Source organism: Pseudomonas zeae, from assembly GCF_014268485.2.
In the GTDB taxonomy this organism is placed as follows: Bacteria; Pseudomonadota; Gammaproteobacteria; order Pseudomonadales; family Pseudomonadaceae; genus Aquipseudomonas; species Aquipseudomonas neuropathica.
On record NZ_CP077090.1, the window covers coordinates 4,749,852 to 4,767,922 of the forward strand.

Genomic DNA, 18,071 nt, shown 5'->3' on the forward strand with positions numbered 1-18,071 from the left:
GTCAGGACAGCCAAGGGTTGTTGGCCAAATGCTCGCGTTCGAAGGCCTTGATCTGTTCGCGCCGTTGCAGGGTGCTGCCGATGGCATCCAGGCCGAGCAGCAATGCGGTTTTGCGCAGGGTATCAATCTGGAACTCGATCACCGTGCCATCCGCCAGACTGATCTGCTGAGCCTGCAGATCAATAGCGATCCGCGCCGTTTCAGGCTCACTGACAAGTTGTCCGATGCGTTGCACCTGCGCCTCCTCCAGCGTGATCAACAACACCCCGTTACGCTGGCAATTGTCGTAGAAGATCCCGGCAAAACTGCTGCCGATCAATGCGCGGATGCCCATCTGCTGTAAACCCCACACCGCGTGTTCACGGCTGGAACCGCAGCCAAAATTCGCTCCGACTACTAGAAAACTCGCGCCCTGCCATGTCGGTTTGTTCAACACAAAATCGGGATCGGGGCTGCCATCGCGTAGAAACCGCAGATCGAAAAACAGCCCGCGATCGAGTCCTTGGCGATCAATGCCTTTGAGGAATTGCTTGGGCATGATCACGTCCGTGTCGACGTTGGCCGCCAGTAACGGTGCGGCCCGACCGCTGACGTGAGTGAAGGGTTGCAGGCTCATGGGCGTTCTCCAAATTGGCGGATATCGGTGAGTCGACCGCAGATCGCAGCAGCGGCGACCATGGCCGGGCTCATCAAATGAGTGCGCGCACCGGCGCCCTGACGGCCTTCGAAATTGCGGTTGGTACTCGACGCGCAGCGGTCGCCGGGCGCGAGTACGTCGTCGTTCATCGCCAGGCACATCGAGCAGCCGGACTGACGCCATTCAAAACCGGCATCGATAAAGATCTGCGCCAACCCTTCGGCCTCCGCCTGCGCGCGAACTTCGCTGGAGCCGGGGACGATCATCGCCCGCACATGCCCGGCCACTTGCTGACCGCGCACGACGCTGGCGGCATCGCGCAGGTCTTCTATCCGCGCGTTGGTGCACGAACCGATAAAGGCATGGCTGATGACAATATCGCTGAGCGCCGTGCCCGCTTCGAGGCCCATATAGTTGAGGGCGCGGCGCATGTCCTGACGCAGGACCGGATCGCTGATCGCTTGCGGATCCGGCACCCGCGCACCGATTGCAGCGGCCTGATCGGGGCTGGTGCCCCAGGTGACCATCGGTTCCAGAACGCTGGCGTCGAGGTGAATCTCGCGGTCAAACCGCGCACCGGGATCACTGCGTAGTTCGCGCCACTTCTCCACGCCCCGGTGCCAAAGCTCACCTTGCGGCGCACGCGGCTTGTCCTTGAGATAGGCGAAGACTTTGTCATCCGGGGCCATGAATGCGCCGCGCGCACCCGCCTCGACAGCCATGTTGCAAATGGTCATGCGCGCTTCAACGCTGAGGGCATCTATGGTCGAGCCGCAGAATTCGATCGCGTAACCGCTGGCCCCGGAAGCACCGATGCGGCCGATCAGGGCCATGATCACGTCTTTCGAGGTCAAACCCGGCGCCAACTCGCCGTCGACGGTCACGCGCAGGCTTTTCAGTCGTTTGTAGACCAGCGTCTGCGAAGCCAGCAGGTGTTCGATCTCGGAGGTGCCGATGCCGAAACCGAAAGCACCGAGTGCGCCATAAGTGGTGGTGTGGCTGTCGCCAGCGGCAATGACCATACCGGGCAGAATAAAGCCCTGCTCGGGAGCGATAACGTGTTCGATGCCCTGACGCTTGTCGAGGATGTCCAGCAACTCGATGCCGAAGTCCCGGCAGTTCTCCGCCAGATACGACACTTGGCGCGCGCCGCCGGCGTCGGGCATTGCTGCGATACGCACAGGCGTGGTCGGGTTGACGTGATCGACCACCGCCAGCGCCGTGCCCGGCCGCCAGACATCGCGCCCGGCCGCGCGCAAACCGCTGAAAGCCTGCGGGCTGGTGTATTCGTTGATCACCTGATGATCGATATACAACAGGACATGACCCTGATCGTCGAGGCGGCATACCGTGTGCGAATCGATGTGTTTGTCATAGAGGGTTCTGGCGGTCATCAAGGCGCTCACTCAGGGAAATCAGGTGATTCCCATCATAGGGAGCGCGGGTCGGCCATCAATTGGCAGACAGTGATGGCGTGGATCATGAATCGTGTTTGATCCCTGAACGCAGCAAAGCCCTGTGGGAGCGAGCCTGCTCGCGAAAGCGGTGGATCAGGCAACGGATGAAGTGACTGACCCGGCACCTTCGCGAGCAAGCTCGCTCCCACAAGGTGATTTGTGGTGATCGGGGAATTGGGAAACATTTGCTTTCATATCACCTTTCGGGATTTGTCCCGCTCATTCGTCCTATAGAGATGCAGGCCGTTCGCGTAGGCAAAAGCCACGTTCGGTCTTTCGGGGGTCTGCCGTGCTGCGAAGCCCGTAGCCACGCGCCCTTTCACCGCTATCAAGACGCGCAATCATGTCGAAGAAATCCCGCTCCAAACTGTGGTTCCTCGTTCATAGCTGGCTGGCGTTACCGATCTGGTTCTTTGTCCTGATCGTCTGTGTCACCGGCACGCTGGCGGTGGTCAGCCAGGAAATCGTCTGGCTGGCCAACCCGCAGATGCGCGCCAGCCAGCCTGCGGACGATGCGCCGCTGCTCAGCTATGACCAGATCATGGCAGCGATCAAAACAGCCGAACCGCAGACCATCGTTGAAAGCATCAGTCGTCCCGACGAATCCCACTTCGCCCTCGACGTTGCGGTCAGCTATCCGGACGGTCGTTCGCAGACGGTCTACGTCAATCCTTACACCGGGGTGATTCAGGGCCCTGCCCCGACGTTCGATTTCAAGGCCTTCACCCGCGCCCTGCATGGCTGGTGGCTGGTGCCGTTCACCAACGGTTTCAGTTGGGGCTGGTATCTGGTGTCGTTCCTCGGCGTGCCGATGCTGGTGTCGCTGATCACAGGCCTGGTGGTCTACAAGCGCTTCTGGAAAGGTTTTCTGCGTCCGACCCTGCGCGTGCGTCACGGCGCGCGGATCTTCTGGGGTGACTTCCACCGCTTGTGCGGTATCTGGTCGATCTGGTTCATTGCGGTGATTTCCATCACCGGGATCTGGTTTCTGATTCGGGCGATTCTGTTCGACAACCAGATCGCCATTTCCAGCGAGCCGATCATTCCGGCCATGTCCCGCGAGAGCGTGCCGATCTCTGCCGCCGGCACACCGCCGCCACGGATCAGCCTGGACCGTGCCGTCGAGCTCGCGCAAGAGAAGATTCCGGGGCTGGAAGCCAGCTTCGTCAGCCTGCCGGGCAATGCCTACAGCCACATGAGCGTCGGTGGGCGCGGCTGGTATCCGTTGATGTTCCAGACCGCCACGCTCAATCCGTACAACGGCGACATCGCCGCTTCACGGCTTCTGTCCGATCGTTCGTCGCTGGAGTTCGTCACCGAGTCCATGCGGCCACTGCACACCGGCGACTTCGGCGGCATCTGGATCAAGCTGATCTGGTTCTTCTTCGGTTTGATCCTGAGCATGATGATCCTCAGCGGCTTGTTGATCTGGACCAAACGCACTGCGCTGGCCACCGCCAACGCGTTGAAGCGCGAAGACAAGAAACACCGCCTCAAGGCACAACCGGCGATGAGCCGTGAAACCTCGGAGGCCAGCCTGTGAGCAAATCCATCACCAAGGCACAGCCTTCTCGACTCGCGCGTTTCTGGCACACATGGCGCTTCCACATCAATGTCCTGCTGCTGTTGATCCCGCTGGGGTTCATGCCCAAATACTTCGCCGACGCCTCGCTGTTTCGCGGTGACAGCGGCCTGGGCCAACATGAAATCGGCAATATCCAGGTCGGCCCGTGGAGCCTGCGCCTGGCCGAACTGCGCAACGAAGCGCCGGTGCTCACTGGCCCGGCCGGCTACATGAAAGACTTCAGCGCTGCCCTGTGCGATGTCTGTGTCGAGCAGGTCAAGGCCACCTACCTGCGCATCGGCAAGCCACGCAGCCTGCGTGCCGCCGGTACGATTTTCTTCGGCACGCCTTACCGCATGGGCACGCAGATGCCGATCCCGGAGAAGACCAGACCCGACGCCGAACTGTGGATCACCATGGAAGGCTGGGACGGCAGCATGCATCAGGCTTCGATTCCCCTGAGTCAGGCCTCCCCCGCCACCTTCGCCTGGCTGAACAAACAAGGAGTCAAACCATGACGTGTTCCCAACGCTCTTCCCGCCTGCGCTTGAAGGCCGCGCTGCTGGTGCTGTGCGCCGGTTTCAGCGCCAGTGCGCTGGCCCACAATCCGATGTGCGAATGCACCGCCATCGACGCCGAACAGATCAAATGCACCGGCGGGTTCTCCGACGGCAGCGGCGCGCCGGGGGTGACCCTCGATGTGATCGGTTACGACGAAACCATCCTGGTGCCGGGCAAGCTCGGCGCCGATTCCACACTGACGTTCAAGAAACCCGGCAGCGAATTTTACGTGCTGTTCGACGCGGGCCCGGGCCATGTGGTGGAAATCGACCAAGCGGATATCGAAGCCCCATGAGTACGCCTACCAGCCAAATCGTGCGCCCGGCCGGTGCCGGTCATGAAACCCTCAATGTGCTGCTGTTGTGCCTGTTGATCCTTGCGGTCGCAGGTTCTGTGGTCGCGTGGCGCGGGGTTTCCCATGAGCCCGAGCCAGTGGCGACTCACCAGCTCGACGCACGCCGCGACCTCGGTGCTGCCGAGCAAGGCATCTATGCCGACCTGCGGGTGACCCTCGATGAAATCCGCTTGCTGCGCGAGGAACAACAAGCCCTGCCGACGCCGCAGAATCTGGCCGACGAAGGGTTTGCGCCATTTGCCCAGGATGCGAGTTCGGTCAGCCGCGGTGGTCATGCCTGGCAATTGCTGGCGGACGCCGCGTATTTCGGCCAAAGCCAGAATCCGGCCGTCGCCGGTTCGTTTGTGATGCTGCTCAGCGCCGATGACAAGGCTGCGCCGGACATCTGGCTCAGCCGCGATGCTGCCGCTCAAGCCCCGGCGCAACTGACTGCGGCGGCGCTGTCCGCTGCCGGCTGGAAACAGATCGTCGCGCAATACGATGCCGGGGTTACCCGCGAACATCGCCATTGATTCCTCGCCCTCCTCCGAGAGAAGACCGCTTGCCCATGTCTATTTCATCGCCACGCCGTCCATTGTTACGCCTCTTTTTATTGGGCCTGTGTGCCTGCCTGCTGAGCCCGTTGGCCAGCGCCGATCAGGCCAAACGCCTGCGCATCGGCATCACCCTGCACCCTTACTACAGCTATGTGGCCAACATCGTCGGCGACAAGGCCGAGGTGGTGCCGCTGATCCCGGCCGGTTTCAACCCGCATGCCTACGAGCCACGGGCCGAAGACATCAAACGCATCAGCGGGCTGGATGTGATCGTGCTCAACGGCGTTGGCCATGACGACTTCGCCGACCGCATGATCGCCGCCAGCGAAACGCCAACCATCAAAACCATCGAAGCCAACGAAAACGTGCCGTTGCTGGCGGCCACCGGGGTTGCCGCGCGCGGGGCCGGCAAAGTGGTGAACCCGCACACGTTCCTGTCGATCAGCGCTTCCATTGCCCAGGTCAACAACATTGCCCGCGAACTGGGCAAACTCGATCCAGACAACGCCAAGACCTACACCCAGAACGCCCGCGCCTACGGCAAACGCCTGCGGCAGATGCGCGCCGACGCCCTGGCAAAACTGACGCAAGCGCCGAACGCTGAACTGCGCGTAGCCACGGTGCACGCGGCTTACGACTATCTGCTGCGTGAGTTCGGCCTGGAAGTGACCGCCGTGGTCGAGCCGGCCCACGGTATCGAGCCGAGCCCAAGCCAGTTGAAGAAGACCATTGACCAGCTGCGTGAACTGGACGTGAAAGTGATCTTCTCGGAGATGGATTTCCCCTCCACTTACGTCGACACCATTCAGCGTGAGTCCGGCGTCAAGCTGTATCCGCTGTCGCACATTTCCTACGGCGAATACACCGCCGACAAGTACGAAAAGGAAATGACCGGCAACCTCAACACCGTGGTGCGGGCGATTCAGGAGTCTGGCGCATGACTTCCAGAGAAACGATCTCGACCGAACTCCAGTCCCCTGTGGGAGCGAGCCTGCTCGCGAAGGCGCCGGATCAGCCGACATCATTGCTGAATGACACACCGCTATCGCGAGCAGGCTCACTCCTACAGGGATTGGGGCCGACGCTGGATTTTGCCGAGGTTTGCCTGACGCTGGGGCGCACGACGATTTTGGATAACGTCACCTTCCAGGTGCAGCCCGGCAGCGTACATGCTCTGGTCGGCCCCAACGGTGGCGGCAAGAGTTCGCTGATCAAGACCCTGCTCGGACAAATGCCCCATCAGGGCCAGCTCAGCCTGCAATGGCCCGGCGAACCCGGCACCATCGGTTATGTACCGCAGGCGCTGGAATTCGATCGCGGTCTGCCGATGACCGTCGACGATTTCATGGCTGCCATGTGCCAGCGGCGACCGGCGTTTCTCGGTTTGAGCAAGCGGTATGCCGGCGCCATTGGTGAAGCGCTGGAACGCGTCGGCATGCAAGACAAACGCAAGCGCCGCATGGGCGCGCTGTCCGGCGGTGAGCGGCAGCGGGTGCTGCTCGCCCAAGGGCTGATCCCGGCGCCGCAATTGCTGGTGCTGGATGAGCCGATGTCGGCCCTCGATGAAGCCGGGATTCAGGTATTCGAACGTCTGCTCGGCGATTGGCGTGCAGCGGGCATCACCGTGCTGTGGATCGAGCACGATCTGGAAGCGGTCGGGCGTCTGGCCAGCCGTGTCACGGGTCTAAACCGCCGTGTGCTGTTCGATGCCTCACCGCAAGAGGCGCTGACCCCGGAACGCCTGCTGACCTTGTTCTCGACCCATCCACGGAGCGCTGCCTGATGAGTTACGAAGCCTTTCGTTTGATGGTGCAAGGCTGGGCCTCGTCCGGGTATCTGCCGGAAGCGCTGGCCTACGGTTTCGTGGTCAATGCGTTGCTTGCCGGCCTGTTGATCGGCCCGGTACTCGGCGGCCTCGGCACGCTGGTGGTGGTCAAGCGCTTCGCGTTTTTTTCCGAAGCGGTGGGCCATGCGGCGCTCACCGGTGTAGCCATCGGCATTCTGCTCGGCGAGCCTTACACCGGGCCCTACGGCAGCCTGTTCGGCTACTGCCTGCTGTTCGGCATCCTGCTCAATTACCTGCGCAACCGTACCGGTCTGGCACCGGACACTTTGATCGGCGTATTCCTCTCGGTGTCACTGGCACTGGGCGCGAGTCTGCTGCTGATTCTCGCGGGCAAGATCAACGTGCACATTCTCGAGAACGTGCTGTTCGGTTCGGTACTCACGGTTAACGGCAACGATCTGGCGGTATTGGCCATCGTCGGTTCGCTGGTCATGGCCCTGGCCCTGCCGCTGTACAACCGCATCATGCTCGCCAGTTTCAACCCGCAACTGGCGGCGGTGCGCGGGGTGGCGGTGAAGACTCTGGATTATCTGTTCGTGATTCTGGTGACGCTGATCACCGTCGCAGCGGTGAAAGTCATCGGCGCGATTCTGGTCGGCGCGCTGCTGGTGATTCCAGCGGCGGCGGCACGTTTGCTCAGCCAGTCGCTCAAGGGATTCTTCTGGTGCTCGGTGTTGATCGCCACGGTCAGCACACTGTGCGGGATCCTCGCGCCGATCGTGTTTGATCTGCCGATCCCGTCCGGCGCCGCGATCATTCTGGTCGCCGGCATTGCCTTCGCCCTCGCCGCCATTGCGCGCGGGGTTGTCCCGAGCCTGAAAGGGAATCTTGGATAAATGACTTTTTCACTGCGCAAACTGACCTTGGCCATGATCCTGTGCGGCGTGATCTGCACGCCATTGATGGCCGCCGAAAACACTAAACCGCTGCGAGTGCTGGCCTCGTTGCCGATCACCTATGGCTTGGGCGAAGTGCTGCTCAAAGGCACTGACGTCCAGCTTGAACGTGCGGCACCGGCGAACTTGCCGGGCAGCCGGCAGAACGCTTATTTCACCGGGCGCGGTGCACCGGCGCTGAGCAAGTTGGCGACGAGCGCCGATGCGGTGATTGGCGTGCGCTCGCTGTGGGCCGATGATTCGCTGTACCCGATCGCCCGTCGCAGCAATATTCGCATCGTTGAAGTCGACGCGGCGCGCCCGGTCGACGGCGCCCTGCCGGGCATTGCCGTGCAACCGGATCTGAAGGTTGATGGTTTGAACAGCCAGCCATGGCTGGCGAGCAACAACATGGGGCGCATGGCGGACGTGATGGCGGCGGATCTGGTGCGCCTGGCACCTAGCGCCAAGCCTGCGATCGAGGCGAATCTGGCGACGTTGAAGCAGCGTTTGCTGAAGCTCAGCGCCGACAGCGAGGCGCGGTTGGCGAGTGCCGACAATCTGAGTGTGATGAGTTTGAGTGATCACTTTGGTTATCTGATCGGTAGTCTGAATCTGGAGCTGGTTGGCCAGGATCCACGCCCTGATGCGGAATGGACGCCGCAGGATCTGAAAAAACTGACGGCGACGCTCAAGGACAATGATGTGGCGGTGGTGCTGCATCATCGTCAGCCATCGGAGGCGCTGAAAGCGGCAATTGTCGAGTCAGGCAGTCGTTTGGTGGTGTTGAGTACCGATGCGGCAGATCCGGTGGCGGAGCTGGAGGGCAATGTTGATTTGCTGCTCAAGGGCTTGAGCGGGGCTTAGTTTCAGCCGGAACCGCGTTATCGTTCTTCGCGAGCAGGCTCGCTCCCACAGAGGTTTGTGCACGACACAGATCCCATGTGGGAGCGAGCCTGCTCGCGAAGGGGCCTGCCCGGGCAACACAAACCCGAGGCAAGAAAAAACCCGCTGACTGTTTCCAGTCCAGCGGGTTTCTTTTTGCCCGGCCGCTTATTGCGCGGCGGTCTGGGCTTCCATCTTCTGACGCAGGCTCAGCGGACGCATGTCGGTCCAGACTTCTTCGATATAGGCCAGGCATTCCTTTTTCAGGCCGCTCTTGCCCACGGTGCGCCAACCTTGCGGCACGGCTTTGTAGTCCGGCCAGATCGAGTATTGCTCTTCGTGGTTGACCACGACCTGAAAGAGGATGTCCTCGCGGTCGAATACTGACGTCATGCTGGTTCTCCATCGTTATAAGGGTGGGCTGCACGCTGAGTGCAGCCGGGTATGTAGAAAGAACGTTCGGCGCGGCGAAAAATTTACAGCGCAGCGGTGGCAGCGGCCAAAGCACGGCCAAAGATTTCCGCGACACGGTCGATTTCGGCGGCAGTGATCACCAGCGGCGGCAGGAAACGTACTACTGCGCCATGCCGACCGCCCAGCTCCAGAATCAGCCCACGCTTGAGGCATTCGCGCTGGACCAGCGGCGCCAGTCGTGCGAACGCCGGCAGATGACCGAGCGCATCCGGTGTGCCGTTCGGCTCGACCAGCTCGACGCCGAGCATCAGGCCGCGACCACGAATGTCGCCCAGTTGCGGGAAGTCCCGTTGCAGGATGTGCAGGTGCTCGCTGAGGCGCTCGCCCATGGCAGCAGCGTGTTCACAGACTTTGTGCTCAACCAGATAACGCATCACCGCAGAACCTGCCGCCATGGCCATTTGATTGCCACGGAAGGTGCCGGCGTGCGCGCCCGGCTGCCAGGTGTCGAGCCAGTCGCGATAGACCACCACGGCCAACGGCAGGCTGCCGCCGATGGCTTTGGACAACACCACCACATCCGGGGTGATACCGGCGTGTTCGAAGGCAAACATCTTGCCGGTGCGGGCGAAACCGCTCTGGATCTCGTCGACGATCAACGCCACGCCGGCCTTTTCGGTGATCCGGCGCAAGCCGCGCAGCCACTCGATGTCCGCCGGAATCACACCACCCTCGCCCTGCACCGCTTCGACGATCACCGCTGCGGGCAGTTGCACGCCGGCTTCCGGGTCGTTGAGCAAGTTTTCCAGATAGCTCAGGTTAGCCCTCACACCCGCCGCGCCACCAAGGCCGAACGGGCAACGGTAGTCGTACGGGAACGGCATGAACTGCACGCCATTGCTGAGCAACGCACCCAGCGGTTTTTTTGGCCCCAGGCTGCCCATCAGGCTCAACGCGCCCTGGCTCATACCGTGATAACCACCGGAGAACGACAGCACGGTGCTGCGCCCGGTCGCCGTGCGTACCAGCTTCAATGCTGCTTCCACGGCATCGGTACCGGTCGGGCCGCAGAACTGGATTTTCGCTTGCGCCGCCAGGGCGGGCGGCAGCAGGCCGAACAGGTCCTGGACGAACTGATCCTTGACCGGCGTGGTCAGGTCGAGGGTATGCAATGGCAATTCATCGGCCAATACCTGCTGGATCGCTTCGATCACCACCGGGTGGTTATGCCCCAGCGCCAGCGTGCCGGCCCCAGCGAGGCAGTCGATGAACGTGCGCCCTTCAACGTCTTCGACATACAGGCCTTTGGCGCGCTTCAGTGCCAATGGAATGCGTCGTGGATAGCTGCGCGCGTTGGACTCCTGCCGGGCCTGACGAGCCAGCAATGGCGATTCGTTGAACTGGTACAGCGTTTCGGCCGGCGCCGAGGTAACCCGGGCCGACGACTCTTCGATAAGGCTGGTGGCGACTGACATCTCTCGACCCCTCAATTGGCTATGGATAGTGACCAAAACAGCACACCGGACAGGTGCGCATTCCGATCGCGGGGCGCACTTGCAGGTTTTCCTGTTCTGGAAACGCTTAAGGGGCCTGAGGATTTAGCCCGTGATCGTGTTGTCAGGCCGGCGCTGCCAACGACTTGTGCATGGGCAGGGTCTGCACGCCTTGGTATTCGACGGGCGGCGCTGACTCGCGATAGCCCAGACGGCGATAAAAAGCACGACCGGTGCGCGTGCTGTTGAGATTCGCTTGAGCAACGTCGCGAACCCGCAACCAGCCCTCCAGATCGTGCATCAACGCGCGCCCGACGCCCCGGCGAAAGGATTCCGGCTGCACGTAACACAGGGAAATGTCACCACTGGCCTGTGCCATGCCGACACCGACCGGTTTGTCCGCCAGTAAAGCCATGCATAAATAGAAGTGCGGGTCGGCGAGGCGGGCGCTGATGAAGTCGGCGGATTGCTGAGTGATCCAGGTGCTGACCCGTATCGGATCGTTACGGTGGTCGAGCGCACAACCGATACGGATCGAACGTTCGATGATGCGGCCGATGATGCCGGCGTCGGCCAGTGTGGCGGAACGAATGCAGATGGGTGCTTCCATGGCGCAATTCCCTCAATCCATTGAGTCAAAGCTGCGTTGACCTTACCCCCACCCCTGCCGGATAGCGAATGTCGAAAAGTTACATTTGATGTGCCAAAACATCCGCCCTTGTGGGAGCGAGCCTGCTCGCGAAAGCGTTTTGTCAGCCACTTGGATGCTGACTGTGCCGCCGTCTTCGCGAGCAGGCTCGCTCCCACAGGGGATTTGTGGTCAGGTCAGACAGGTTGCAATGGCATGGTCAGCTCGACGCGCAGGCCATCCGGGCGGCTGTCGAAATGCAGGGCGCAGTCGCAGCGCTGAACGATCGCCTGGACAATCGCCAGGCCAAGGCCGCAACCGGTGCTCTGGCCGTTGCGCCAGAAGCGTTGGGTCAGGTGTTGCAGATCATCCGGTGCAATGCCCGGGCCATGATCACGCACGACAAACCGCACGCGGTTGCCAATGGTTTCCAGACTCAGTTCGACTGCGCAGTCCTCAGGGGTATGGCGCAAGGCGTTGTCGAGCAGATTGCGCAGCGCCGCGATCGACAGCACCGCCGGCATGTGCAGCGGTGCAGCGCTAAGCCCGGCCGGCAGTTGCAGTTTGATGCGCTGGTGCTCGCCACCGGTGGCGTCCTGGATCGCCAGGCGTGCCACTTGCTCGGCGCTGCACTGCGAACCGTCATCGAACGACAGGCTGCCCTCGACCCGCGCCAGCAACAACAACTGTTCGAGGGTGCGATGCAAGCGATCGGCGCCCTCCTCGGCCCGCGCCAGTGACTGATCGCGGGCGCTGCCGTCGGTCATGCGCGCAACTTGCAGGTGGGTCTTGATCGCCGTCAGCGGGCTGCGCAGTTCATGCGCCGCGTCACCGGTCAGACGGCGCTCACGCTCGATGGTCTTGCCGATGCGTTGAAACAACTGATTTTGCGTTTCCAGCAGCGGCTTCAATTCGCTGGGGAAGGTCTGGATCTGCAACGGCTCGAGCGAGTCGGCATTGCGCCGCATCAGCGCCTCACGCAGACGGTTGAGTGGCGCCAGCCCCTGGCCGATGCCCAGCCACAACAGGCACAGGCAGCCGAGCAGCGCCACGCCCACCGGCACCGACGCCGCCAGCAGGATCGACATGTTCAGGGCTTCGCGCTCGATCTGCCGGTCGGCCGTGGTGATGCGCACATCGCCCCGCGCCAGGGTGAAGCTGCGCCACGGCGCGCCATCGATCATCTGGTCATGGAAGCCCATTTTCTCGGCTTCCAGCGCTTGTTCGGGATTATTGTGACTGCGCGCGAGTATTTCCCCACGCAAGGAGCTGACCTGACAGGCCATGCCGCCGGGGATATTCAGTTGTTCGGCACTGAAATGCGTGCCCTCGCCTTTGCTCGGCAATGTCGGCAACTGTTCCAGCAGCCCGGCGACCATGCGCGCCGAGGCCACCAGACGCTGGTCGAGGGAAAACATCATCTGATTGCGCAGGTCACTGAGCATCCAGGCCGCCGCCAGCGCCCAGATCAGCGCAAACGCAGCACCGAGGGTCAGGCTCAAGCGCAGTCGCAGGCTCATCACTTGCCTTGATCTCCACCGTCGGCCGGGCCGAGGCGATAGCCCAGACCGCGCACGGTTTCGACGATGCCTTTGCCCAGTTTGCTGCGCAGGTGATGGATGTGCACGTTCAGCGCGTTGCTTTCCAGCTCATCGTTGAAGCCGTAGACGCTGTCCTTCAACTGCTCGGTGGACAGCACCCGGCCACGATTGTGCAGCAGCGCCTGCAACAGCGATTGCTCGCGGCGCGACAAGTCCACCGGTTGCCCGGCCAGGGTGGTTTCGCGGCTGCTCGGATCGTACGTCAGCGCGCCATGCTCGATCAGGTTGACGCTGCGCCCGGCAACCCGGCGCAACAGGGTTTGCAGGCGGGCGAACAGTTCGCGCAGATCAAACGGCTTGAGCAGGTAATCGTCAGCCCCGGCCTGCAAGCCGTCAACGCGGTCGGTGACCGAGTCGCGCGCGGTCAGGATCAGCACTGGAATCTCCAGGCCACTCTGACGCAGTTGTTGCAGCAACTTGAGGCCATCTTCGTCGGGCAGGCCAAGATCGAGCACCATCACGTCGAATTCAGCGACCTTGAGCATCGCCCGCGCTTTCGATGCGGTGTTGACGTGCTCAACGGTCAAACCCTGAGCCGTGAGACCGGCAACGATGCCGCTGGCAATCAGCTCATCGTCTTCGCAAACCAGTACGTGCATGGTGAGTCCCGTAGAAAAAAGCCGATTAGGCAGTTGGCCGATTAAGCTGACATTATGCCCCGAACGTCACAGCGACAAGGGCGTGGCGGTTAATCATCGGTTAATCGCCGCCGCCCATTGTGCACCTCACTTGCACAGGGACAAGGCTCCTCCATGCGTCATTTTTTTCTTTTGTTTGCTCTGCTGATTTCCAGCCTGGCCCAGGCCGGGAACAATCCATTTGAGACAAAACCGGAGTTTCTGCCGGTCGACCAGGCATTCGTGCTGACGTCCGAGCGCCTGGAATCCGGTGAGACCCAATTGTTCTGGCAAATCGCCGACGGTTATTACCTGTATCAGAAACGCCTGAAATTCGACGGACTGAGCGCAGCACAGCAGCCGACACTCCCTGAAGGCGAATCCCACAGCGACGAGTTCTTCGGTGAACAACCGGTCTATCGCCAAGGGCTGGAAGTGAAAATTCCGGCAACCGCCACAGGCCAGATCAAAGTCAGCTACCAGGGTTGTGCCGATGCGGGCCTGTGCTATCCGCCGCAAACCCGGGTCATTGACCTGGGCGGCAAGGCCGCGGTGGCCGCAGGTGCAGAAGCACCGGATCAGGCCTTGGCCAGCAGCCTGCAACAACGGGCGCTGGGCTGGAGCCTGTTGGTATTTTTCGGCCTCGGACTGTTGCTCGCATTCACGCCTTGCACATTGCCGATGCTGCCGATTCTGGCTGGCATGGTGGTCGGCAGTGGTGCCACCCCGCGTCGCGGTTTCGCGCTGGCCGGCAGCTATGTGATCTGCATGGCGCTGGTGTATGCGGCGATGGGCGTGATCGCCGCGCTGCTTGGTGCGAATCTGCAGGCGTGGTTGCAGAACCCTTGGCTGCTCGGCACGTTCGCCGCGATCTTCGTGGTGCTGGCCTTGCCGATGTTCGGTTTCTTTGAACTGCAATTGCCGGTGGCCCTGCGCGACCGCCTCGAACACGCTTCGCGCAGTCGCAGCGGTGGCAGCCTGATCGGCGCCGGGGTGCTCGGTGCCTTGTCCGGTCTGCTGGTCGGCCCGTGCATGACCGCGCCACTGGCCGGTGCGTTGTTGTATATCGCGCAGAGCGGCAACGCGCTGCACGGTGGCTTGATCCTGTTCTCGCTGGGCATCGGCATTGGTGTGCCGTTGCTGTTGCTGGTCACCGTGGGCAATCGCTTCCTGCCCAAACCCGGCGCGTGGATGAACCTGCTCAAAGGAGTGTTCGGTTTCCTCTTCCTCGCCACCGCGCTGTTGATGTTGCGCCCGGTACTGGACGCTTCGTTGTGGCTGGGCCTGTGCGGCGCACTGCTGTTGATCGCCGCGTTCTGCGCCTGGAAACAGTCCGAAGGTTTTGGCCGCGTTGCCCAGTTGTTCGGCGCAACCTCGCTGTTGCTCGGGTTGTGGGGCAGTTTGCTGGTGATTGGTGCGGCGGGCGGCAGCGATGATCCGTATCAGCCGTTGCAGGTCTACAGTGCCGGCCGCGCCAGTACGGCGGCGCCATCGGCGCATGACGCGTTCACCACCATCAAGGAACCGGCGGTGCTACAACGCGAACTCGATGCCGCCAAGGCTCAGGGTCAGTGGGTGCTGCTCGATTACTACGCCGACTGGTGCGTGTCGTGCAAAGTCATGGAGAAACAGGTATTCGGCAAGGACAAGGTCATGCAGGCGTTGAGCGACGTTCGCCTGCTGCGCCTCGATGTCACTGCTGACAACGCTGCCAGCCGTGAATTGCTCAGCCGCTACAAAGTGCCGGGGCCACCGAGTTTCGTCTGGATTGGCACGGATGGCGAAGAACGCCGCAGCCAGCGCATCACCGGCGAAGTCGATGCCGAGACGTTTCTGCAACGCTGGGCCACCACCCGGGACGCCAACTAATGCTGACTTTAACCCTCGGCACTCTTGCCATCGCGCTTAACCACCTGCTGCTGATCAGTGCCTTGGCGCTGGCGACTTTTGTCGGCTGGCGGGTGGCCAAACGTGGCGGCGATAACCCCGAGTCAGCATTGTTCAGTCTGTTTCTGCTGGGCATGCTCGCGGCGCGAATTGCTTTTGTGCTGCTGTACTGGTCGCACTATCGCAATGACCCGTGGCAAATCATCGATTTGCGCGACGGTGGGTTCCTCGCCTGGCCGGGGGTGATCGTATTGTTGCTGGTCGCCCTGTATCGCGGCTGGCGGCGTCCAGGGCTGCGTCGCCCGTTGGGGTTTGGCGTGGCCAGCGGCGTGGCGTTCTGGCTGTTGGCGACGTTGTCGTTAAACCTCTACGAACAAGGCACCCGACTGCCGGACATCTCCCTGCGCAATGCGGCCGGGGAAACCATTCAGCTCCGTGATTATCAGGGCGGTCCGCTGGTGATCAATCTGTGGGCGACCTGGTGCCCGCCATGCCGTCGCGAAATGCCGGTGCTGGAAAACGCGCAGATGCAACGCCCGGACCTGACCTTCCTGTTCGTCAACCAGGCCGAAAGCATGCAAAGCGTGGCGACGTTTCTCGAAACCCAGGGCCTGAGCCTCAACAACGTGCTGTTCGACCGCAGCGGCCGGTTGGGTCAGGCCGTCGGTTCCATGGCATTGCCGACTACGCTGTTCTATAGCCCTGATGGTCGGCTGCTGACCAGCCACTTGGGTGAGCTGTCCAACGCCAGCCTGGCGCGTGCGCTGGAAAACTTCGCCGCCCCAACCCCGAATTCGAACCCGGCCACTGCACCGGCCACCTCTGCAAGGAAACTGCCATGCCCCGCCTCCGCCACCTGCTGACGCTGACTCTGGGCACCGCCCTGCTGCACTTGCCGTCGGTGCAGGCTGCAGAAGAACTGCCCGCGGCGATCAAGCAGATCGAAGCCAAAGGCGCGAAAATCGTCGGCCAGTTCGACGCCCCCGATGGCCTGCGCGGGTATGCGGCGCAGTATCAGAATCGCGGCATGGCGCTGTACCTGACCCCGGATGGCAAACACGTTTTGCTGGGTAATCTGTACGACGCCGACGGCAAGGACTTGAGCAGCGAGCCACTGCAAAAACTGGTTTATGCGCCGATGGCCAAGGAAGTCTGGGCCAAATTCGAGGCGAGCAACTGGATTCAGGACGGCAACAAGGATGCACCGCGCACGGTGTACCTGTTCAGCGATCCGAACTGCCCGTACTGCAACATGTTCTGGGAACAGGCGCGGCCATGGGTCAAGGCTGGCAAGGTGCAACTGCGGCACATCATGGTCGGCATCATTCGCGAAGACAGCCCGGGCAAGTCGGCCGCGTTGCTGGCTGCGAAAGACCCGGCCAAGGCGCTGGAAGATCACGAGAAGGCTGGCAAGGGCAGCTCACTGAAAGCGCTGAAAGATATTCCGGCGGCCGTGCAGAGCAAACTGGCGGCCAACATGCAGTTGATGGAAGACCTCGACTTGCAGGCGACGCCGGCGATTTTCTATATGGATGACAAGGGTGAGTTGCAACAGCAACAAGGCGCGCCTTCGCCGGACAAGTTGGTGAAGATTCTCGGGCCCAAATAATTCCGGGTTTGTTGGCGCCTGAAATGACGCCTTCGCGAGCAGGCTCGCTCCCACAGGGATCAAATGTGTTCACAGACTCTGTGTTCAATGCGGTCACTGTGGGAGCGAGCTTGTCTCCGGGCGGCGTTCCGACGAAGAACGATTACTCGGTCTAACGGTTGCGCTCGCTGAGGAAGGTAAACAACACCTCGGTGACAAACTGCGGATTCTCCAGATTGGAGATATGCCCCGCTTCCGGCACCAACACCCACGGGCAACCGATCAACTCGGCCATTTCCTTTGCTTCGGACGGCGGTCGCGGCTTGTCCTGATCGCCGCACATTACCAGCGTGGTCGCCGCATTCAACTTGCCCAACCGTGGCAACAAGTCATCACGGCCAAAGGTGATTCGCCCCATCGGCACGATGCTTTCGCGCAGCCGATCCGAAGAGTACGCCGCCAGTTTCGCGCGAAAATCCTGATACAGCGCCGACTGCGGATCGATGCCCGGACGGAAGAAGATCGGTACGACGATATCCAGTAGTTGCTCGGAGATTTCGCCGGTTTCCTCAATTTGCTTGAACAGCGAAAAGTAATACTGACGGGTGGGTTCAGGTTCGACGCCGACGTAGGTATCCATCAACACCAGACCGTTGATCCGCTGCGGTGCCGACAACGCCAGACGCACGCCCCACATGCCGCCGACCGACAGGCCAATCAGGGTGACACGGTCGATATCCAGATGATCGAGCAGAGCCTGCGCCTGACTGGCAATGTCATCCAGTGAGGTCGTGCCTTCAGGCAACCGTCCCGATTCGCCATGGCCCCACAAATCCAGTGCAATCACTCGATAGTGCGGCGATAACGCGGCGATCTGCGGCGCCCACATGGCCTGATCCCACAGATAGCTGCCGGCCAGCAAAACTGCCGGACCAGTGCCTTGATCAATGTAATGCAGCGCTTGTCCGTCCACCGTGAAAAAAGGCATCGACCACCCCCGCGACAAAAAAGAGAACCGGCAGACTGAGCTGCCGGTTCTTTATCGTCAACCTTGGAAATGTACATGAATGTACCGGCCTCATCGCGAGCAGGCTCACTCCTACATTTTGGAATGCGTTCCCCTGTAG

19 protein-coding genes are annotated in these 18,071 nt (G+C 61.6%); 11 read left to right on the forward strand and 8 right to left on the reverse strand.

Annotated features, from left to right (window positions below; genetic code table 11):
* Position 1 precedes the first annotated feature (1 nt).
* A complete protein-coding gene (leuD, locus tag HU754_RS20850; RefSeq protein WP_186620663.1) occupies positions 2-616 on the reverse strand; it encodes a 3-isopropylmalate dehydratase small subunit in 615 nt (204 codons plus the stop codon).
* Positions 613-2,031, reverse strand: a complete 1,419-nt coding sequence (gene leuC / locus HU754_RS20855) for a 3-isopropylmalate dehydratase large subunit (protein WP_186620662.1) — start codon at positions 2,029-2,031, stop codon at positions 613-615. The genes leuD and leuC overlap by 4 nt, the downstream gene beginning before the upstream one ends.
* Positions 2,032-2,437: 406 nt before the next feature.
* Here leuC and HU754_RS20860 point away from each other — a divergent pair, with 406 nt between their 5' ends.
* From HU754_RS20860 to HU754_RS20895, 8 genes are read left to right on the forward strand one after another with little or no spacing between them, the layout of a single operon-like run.
* A complete protein-coding gene (locus HU754_RS20860; RefSeq protein ID WP_095048408.1) occupies positions 2,438-3,637 on the forward strand; it encodes a PepSY-associated TM helix domain-containing protein in 1,200 nt (399 codons plus the stop codon).
* Positions 3,634-4,176, forward strand: a complete 543-nt coding sequence (locus HU754_RS20865; RefSeq protein WP_186620661.1) for a PA2404 family protein — start codon at positions 3,634-3,636, stop codon at positions 4,174-4,176. The genes HU754_RS20860 and HU754_RS20865 overlap by 4 nt, the downstream gene beginning before the upstream one ends.
* Positions 4,173-4,514 (forward strand): hypothetical protein, encoded by a 342-nt coding sequence (locus HU754_RS20870; RefSeq protein WP_093435028.1) that lies wholly within the window; start codon positions 4,173-4,175, stop codon positions 4,512-4,514. The genes HU754_RS20865 and HU754_RS20870 overlap by 4 nt, the downstream gene beginning before the upstream one ends.
* Positions 4,511-5,086: a DUF6162 family protein gene (locus tag HU754_RS20875; RefSeq protein ID WP_186620659.1), complete on the forward strand. Its 576-nt coding sequence runs from the start codon at positions 4,511-4,513 to the stop codon at positions 5,084-5,086. Before HU754_RS20870 ends, HU754_RS20875 begins: the two co-directional genes overlap by 4 nt.
* A 35-nt stretch (positions 5,087-5,121) precedes the next feature.
* Entirely contained in the window at positions 5,122-6,051 is a 930-nt protein-coding gene (locus HU754_RS20880) for a metal ABC transporter substrate-binding protein (RefSeq protein WP_186620658.1), read from the forward strand.
* Complete coding sequence (locus HU754_RS20885; RefSeq protein ID WP_225919932.1) at positions 6,048-6,893, forward strand: metal ABC transporter ATP-binding protein; 846 nt, start codon at positions 6,048-6,050, stop codon at positions 6,891-6,893. Before HU754_RS20880 ends, HU754_RS20885 begins: the two co-directional genes overlap by 4 nt.
* Entirely contained in the window at positions 6,893-7,792 is a 900-nt protein-coding gene (locus tag HU754_RS20890; RefSeq protein WP_007917717.1) for a metal ABC transporter permease, read from the forward strand. Before HU754_RS20885 ends, HU754_RS20890 begins: the two co-directional genes overlap by 1 nt.
* Entirely contained in the window at positions 7,793-8,698 is a 906-nt protein-coding gene (locus HU754_RS20895; protein WP_186620656.1) for a metal ABC transporter substrate-binding protein, read from the forward strand.
* A gap of 186 nt (positions 8,699-8,884) precedes the next feature.
* On the opposite strand, the gene HU754_RS20900 is transcribed toward HU754_RS20895, so the two are convergent.
* From HU754_RS20900 to HU754_RS20920, 5 genes are all read right to left on the reverse strand, one after another.
* Complete coding sequence (locus tag HU754_RS20900) at positions 8,885-9,109, reverse strand: MbtH family protein (protein ID WP_186620653.1); 225 nt, start codon at positions 9,107-9,109, stop codon at positions 8,885-8,887.
* Between the two features lie 83 nt (positions 9,110-9,192).
* Positions 9,193-10,605 (reverse strand): aspartate aminotransferase family protein, encoded by a 1,413-nt coding sequence (locus HU754_RS20905; RefSeq protein ID WP_186620651.1) that lies wholly within the window; start codon positions 10,603-10,605, stop codon positions 9,193-9,195.
* Between the two features lie 142 nt (positions 10,606-10,747).
* Entirely contained in the window at positions 10,748-11,233 is a 486-nt protein-coding gene (locus tag HU754_RS20910) for a GNAT family N-acetyltransferase (RefSeq protein ID WP_186620649.1), read from the reverse strand.
* A 215-nt stretch (positions 11,234-11,448) separates the two neighbouring features.
* Positions 11,449-12,771 carry an ATP-binding protein gene (locus tag HU754_RS20915; RefSeq protein WP_093435043.1) on the reverse strand — a complete coding sequence of 441 codons (1,323 nt, stop codon included), beginning with the start codon at positions 12,769-12,771 and terminating at the stop codon, positions 11,449-11,451.
* Complete coding sequence (locus tag HU754_RS20920) at positions 12,771-13,451, reverse strand: response regulator (RefSeq protein ID WP_007908710.1); 681 nt, start codon at positions 13,449-13,451, stop codon at positions 12,771-12,773. The genes HU754_RS20915 and HU754_RS20920 overlap by 1 nt, the downstream gene beginning before the upstream one ends.
* 153 nt (positions 13,452-13,604) lie before the next feature.
* Between HU754_RS20920 and dsbD the strand changes: the two genes are divergently transcribed.
* Genes dsbD through dsbG form a run of 3 tightly spaced genes read left to right on the forward strand, consistent with a single transcriptional unit; the run spans position 13,605 to position 16,965 of the window.
* Complete coding sequence (gene dsbD, locus HU754_RS20925; protein ID WP_186620647.1) at positions 13,605-15,338, forward strand: protein-disulfide reductase DsbD; 1,734 nt, start codon at positions 13,605-13,607, stop codon at positions 15,336-15,338.
* A complete protein-coding gene (locus tag HU754_RS20930) occupies positions 15,338-16,219 on the forward strand; it encodes a TlpA disulfide reductase family protein (RefSeq protein WP_186620646.1) in 882 nt (293 codons plus the stop codon). Before dsbD ends, HU754_RS20930 begins: the two co-directional genes overlap by 1 nt.
* Complete coding sequence (gene dsbG / locus HU754_RS20935) at positions 16,195-16,965, forward strand: thiol:disulfide interchange protein DsbG (protein WP_186620645.1); 771 nt, start codon at positions 16,195-16,197, stop codon at positions 16,963-16,965. Before HU754_RS20930 ends, dsbG begins: the two co-directional genes overlap by 25 nt.
* A gap of 151 nt (positions 16,966-17,116) precedes the next feature.
* Here dsbG and HU754_RS20940 read toward each other — a convergent pair whose 3' ends face one another.
* Complete coding sequence (locus HU754_RS20940; protein WP_186620644.1) at positions 17,117-17,932, reverse strand: alpha/beta fold hydrolase; 816 nt, start codon at positions 17,930-17,932, stop codon at positions 17,117-17,119.
* Positions 17,933-18,071 lie beyond the last annotated feature (139 nt).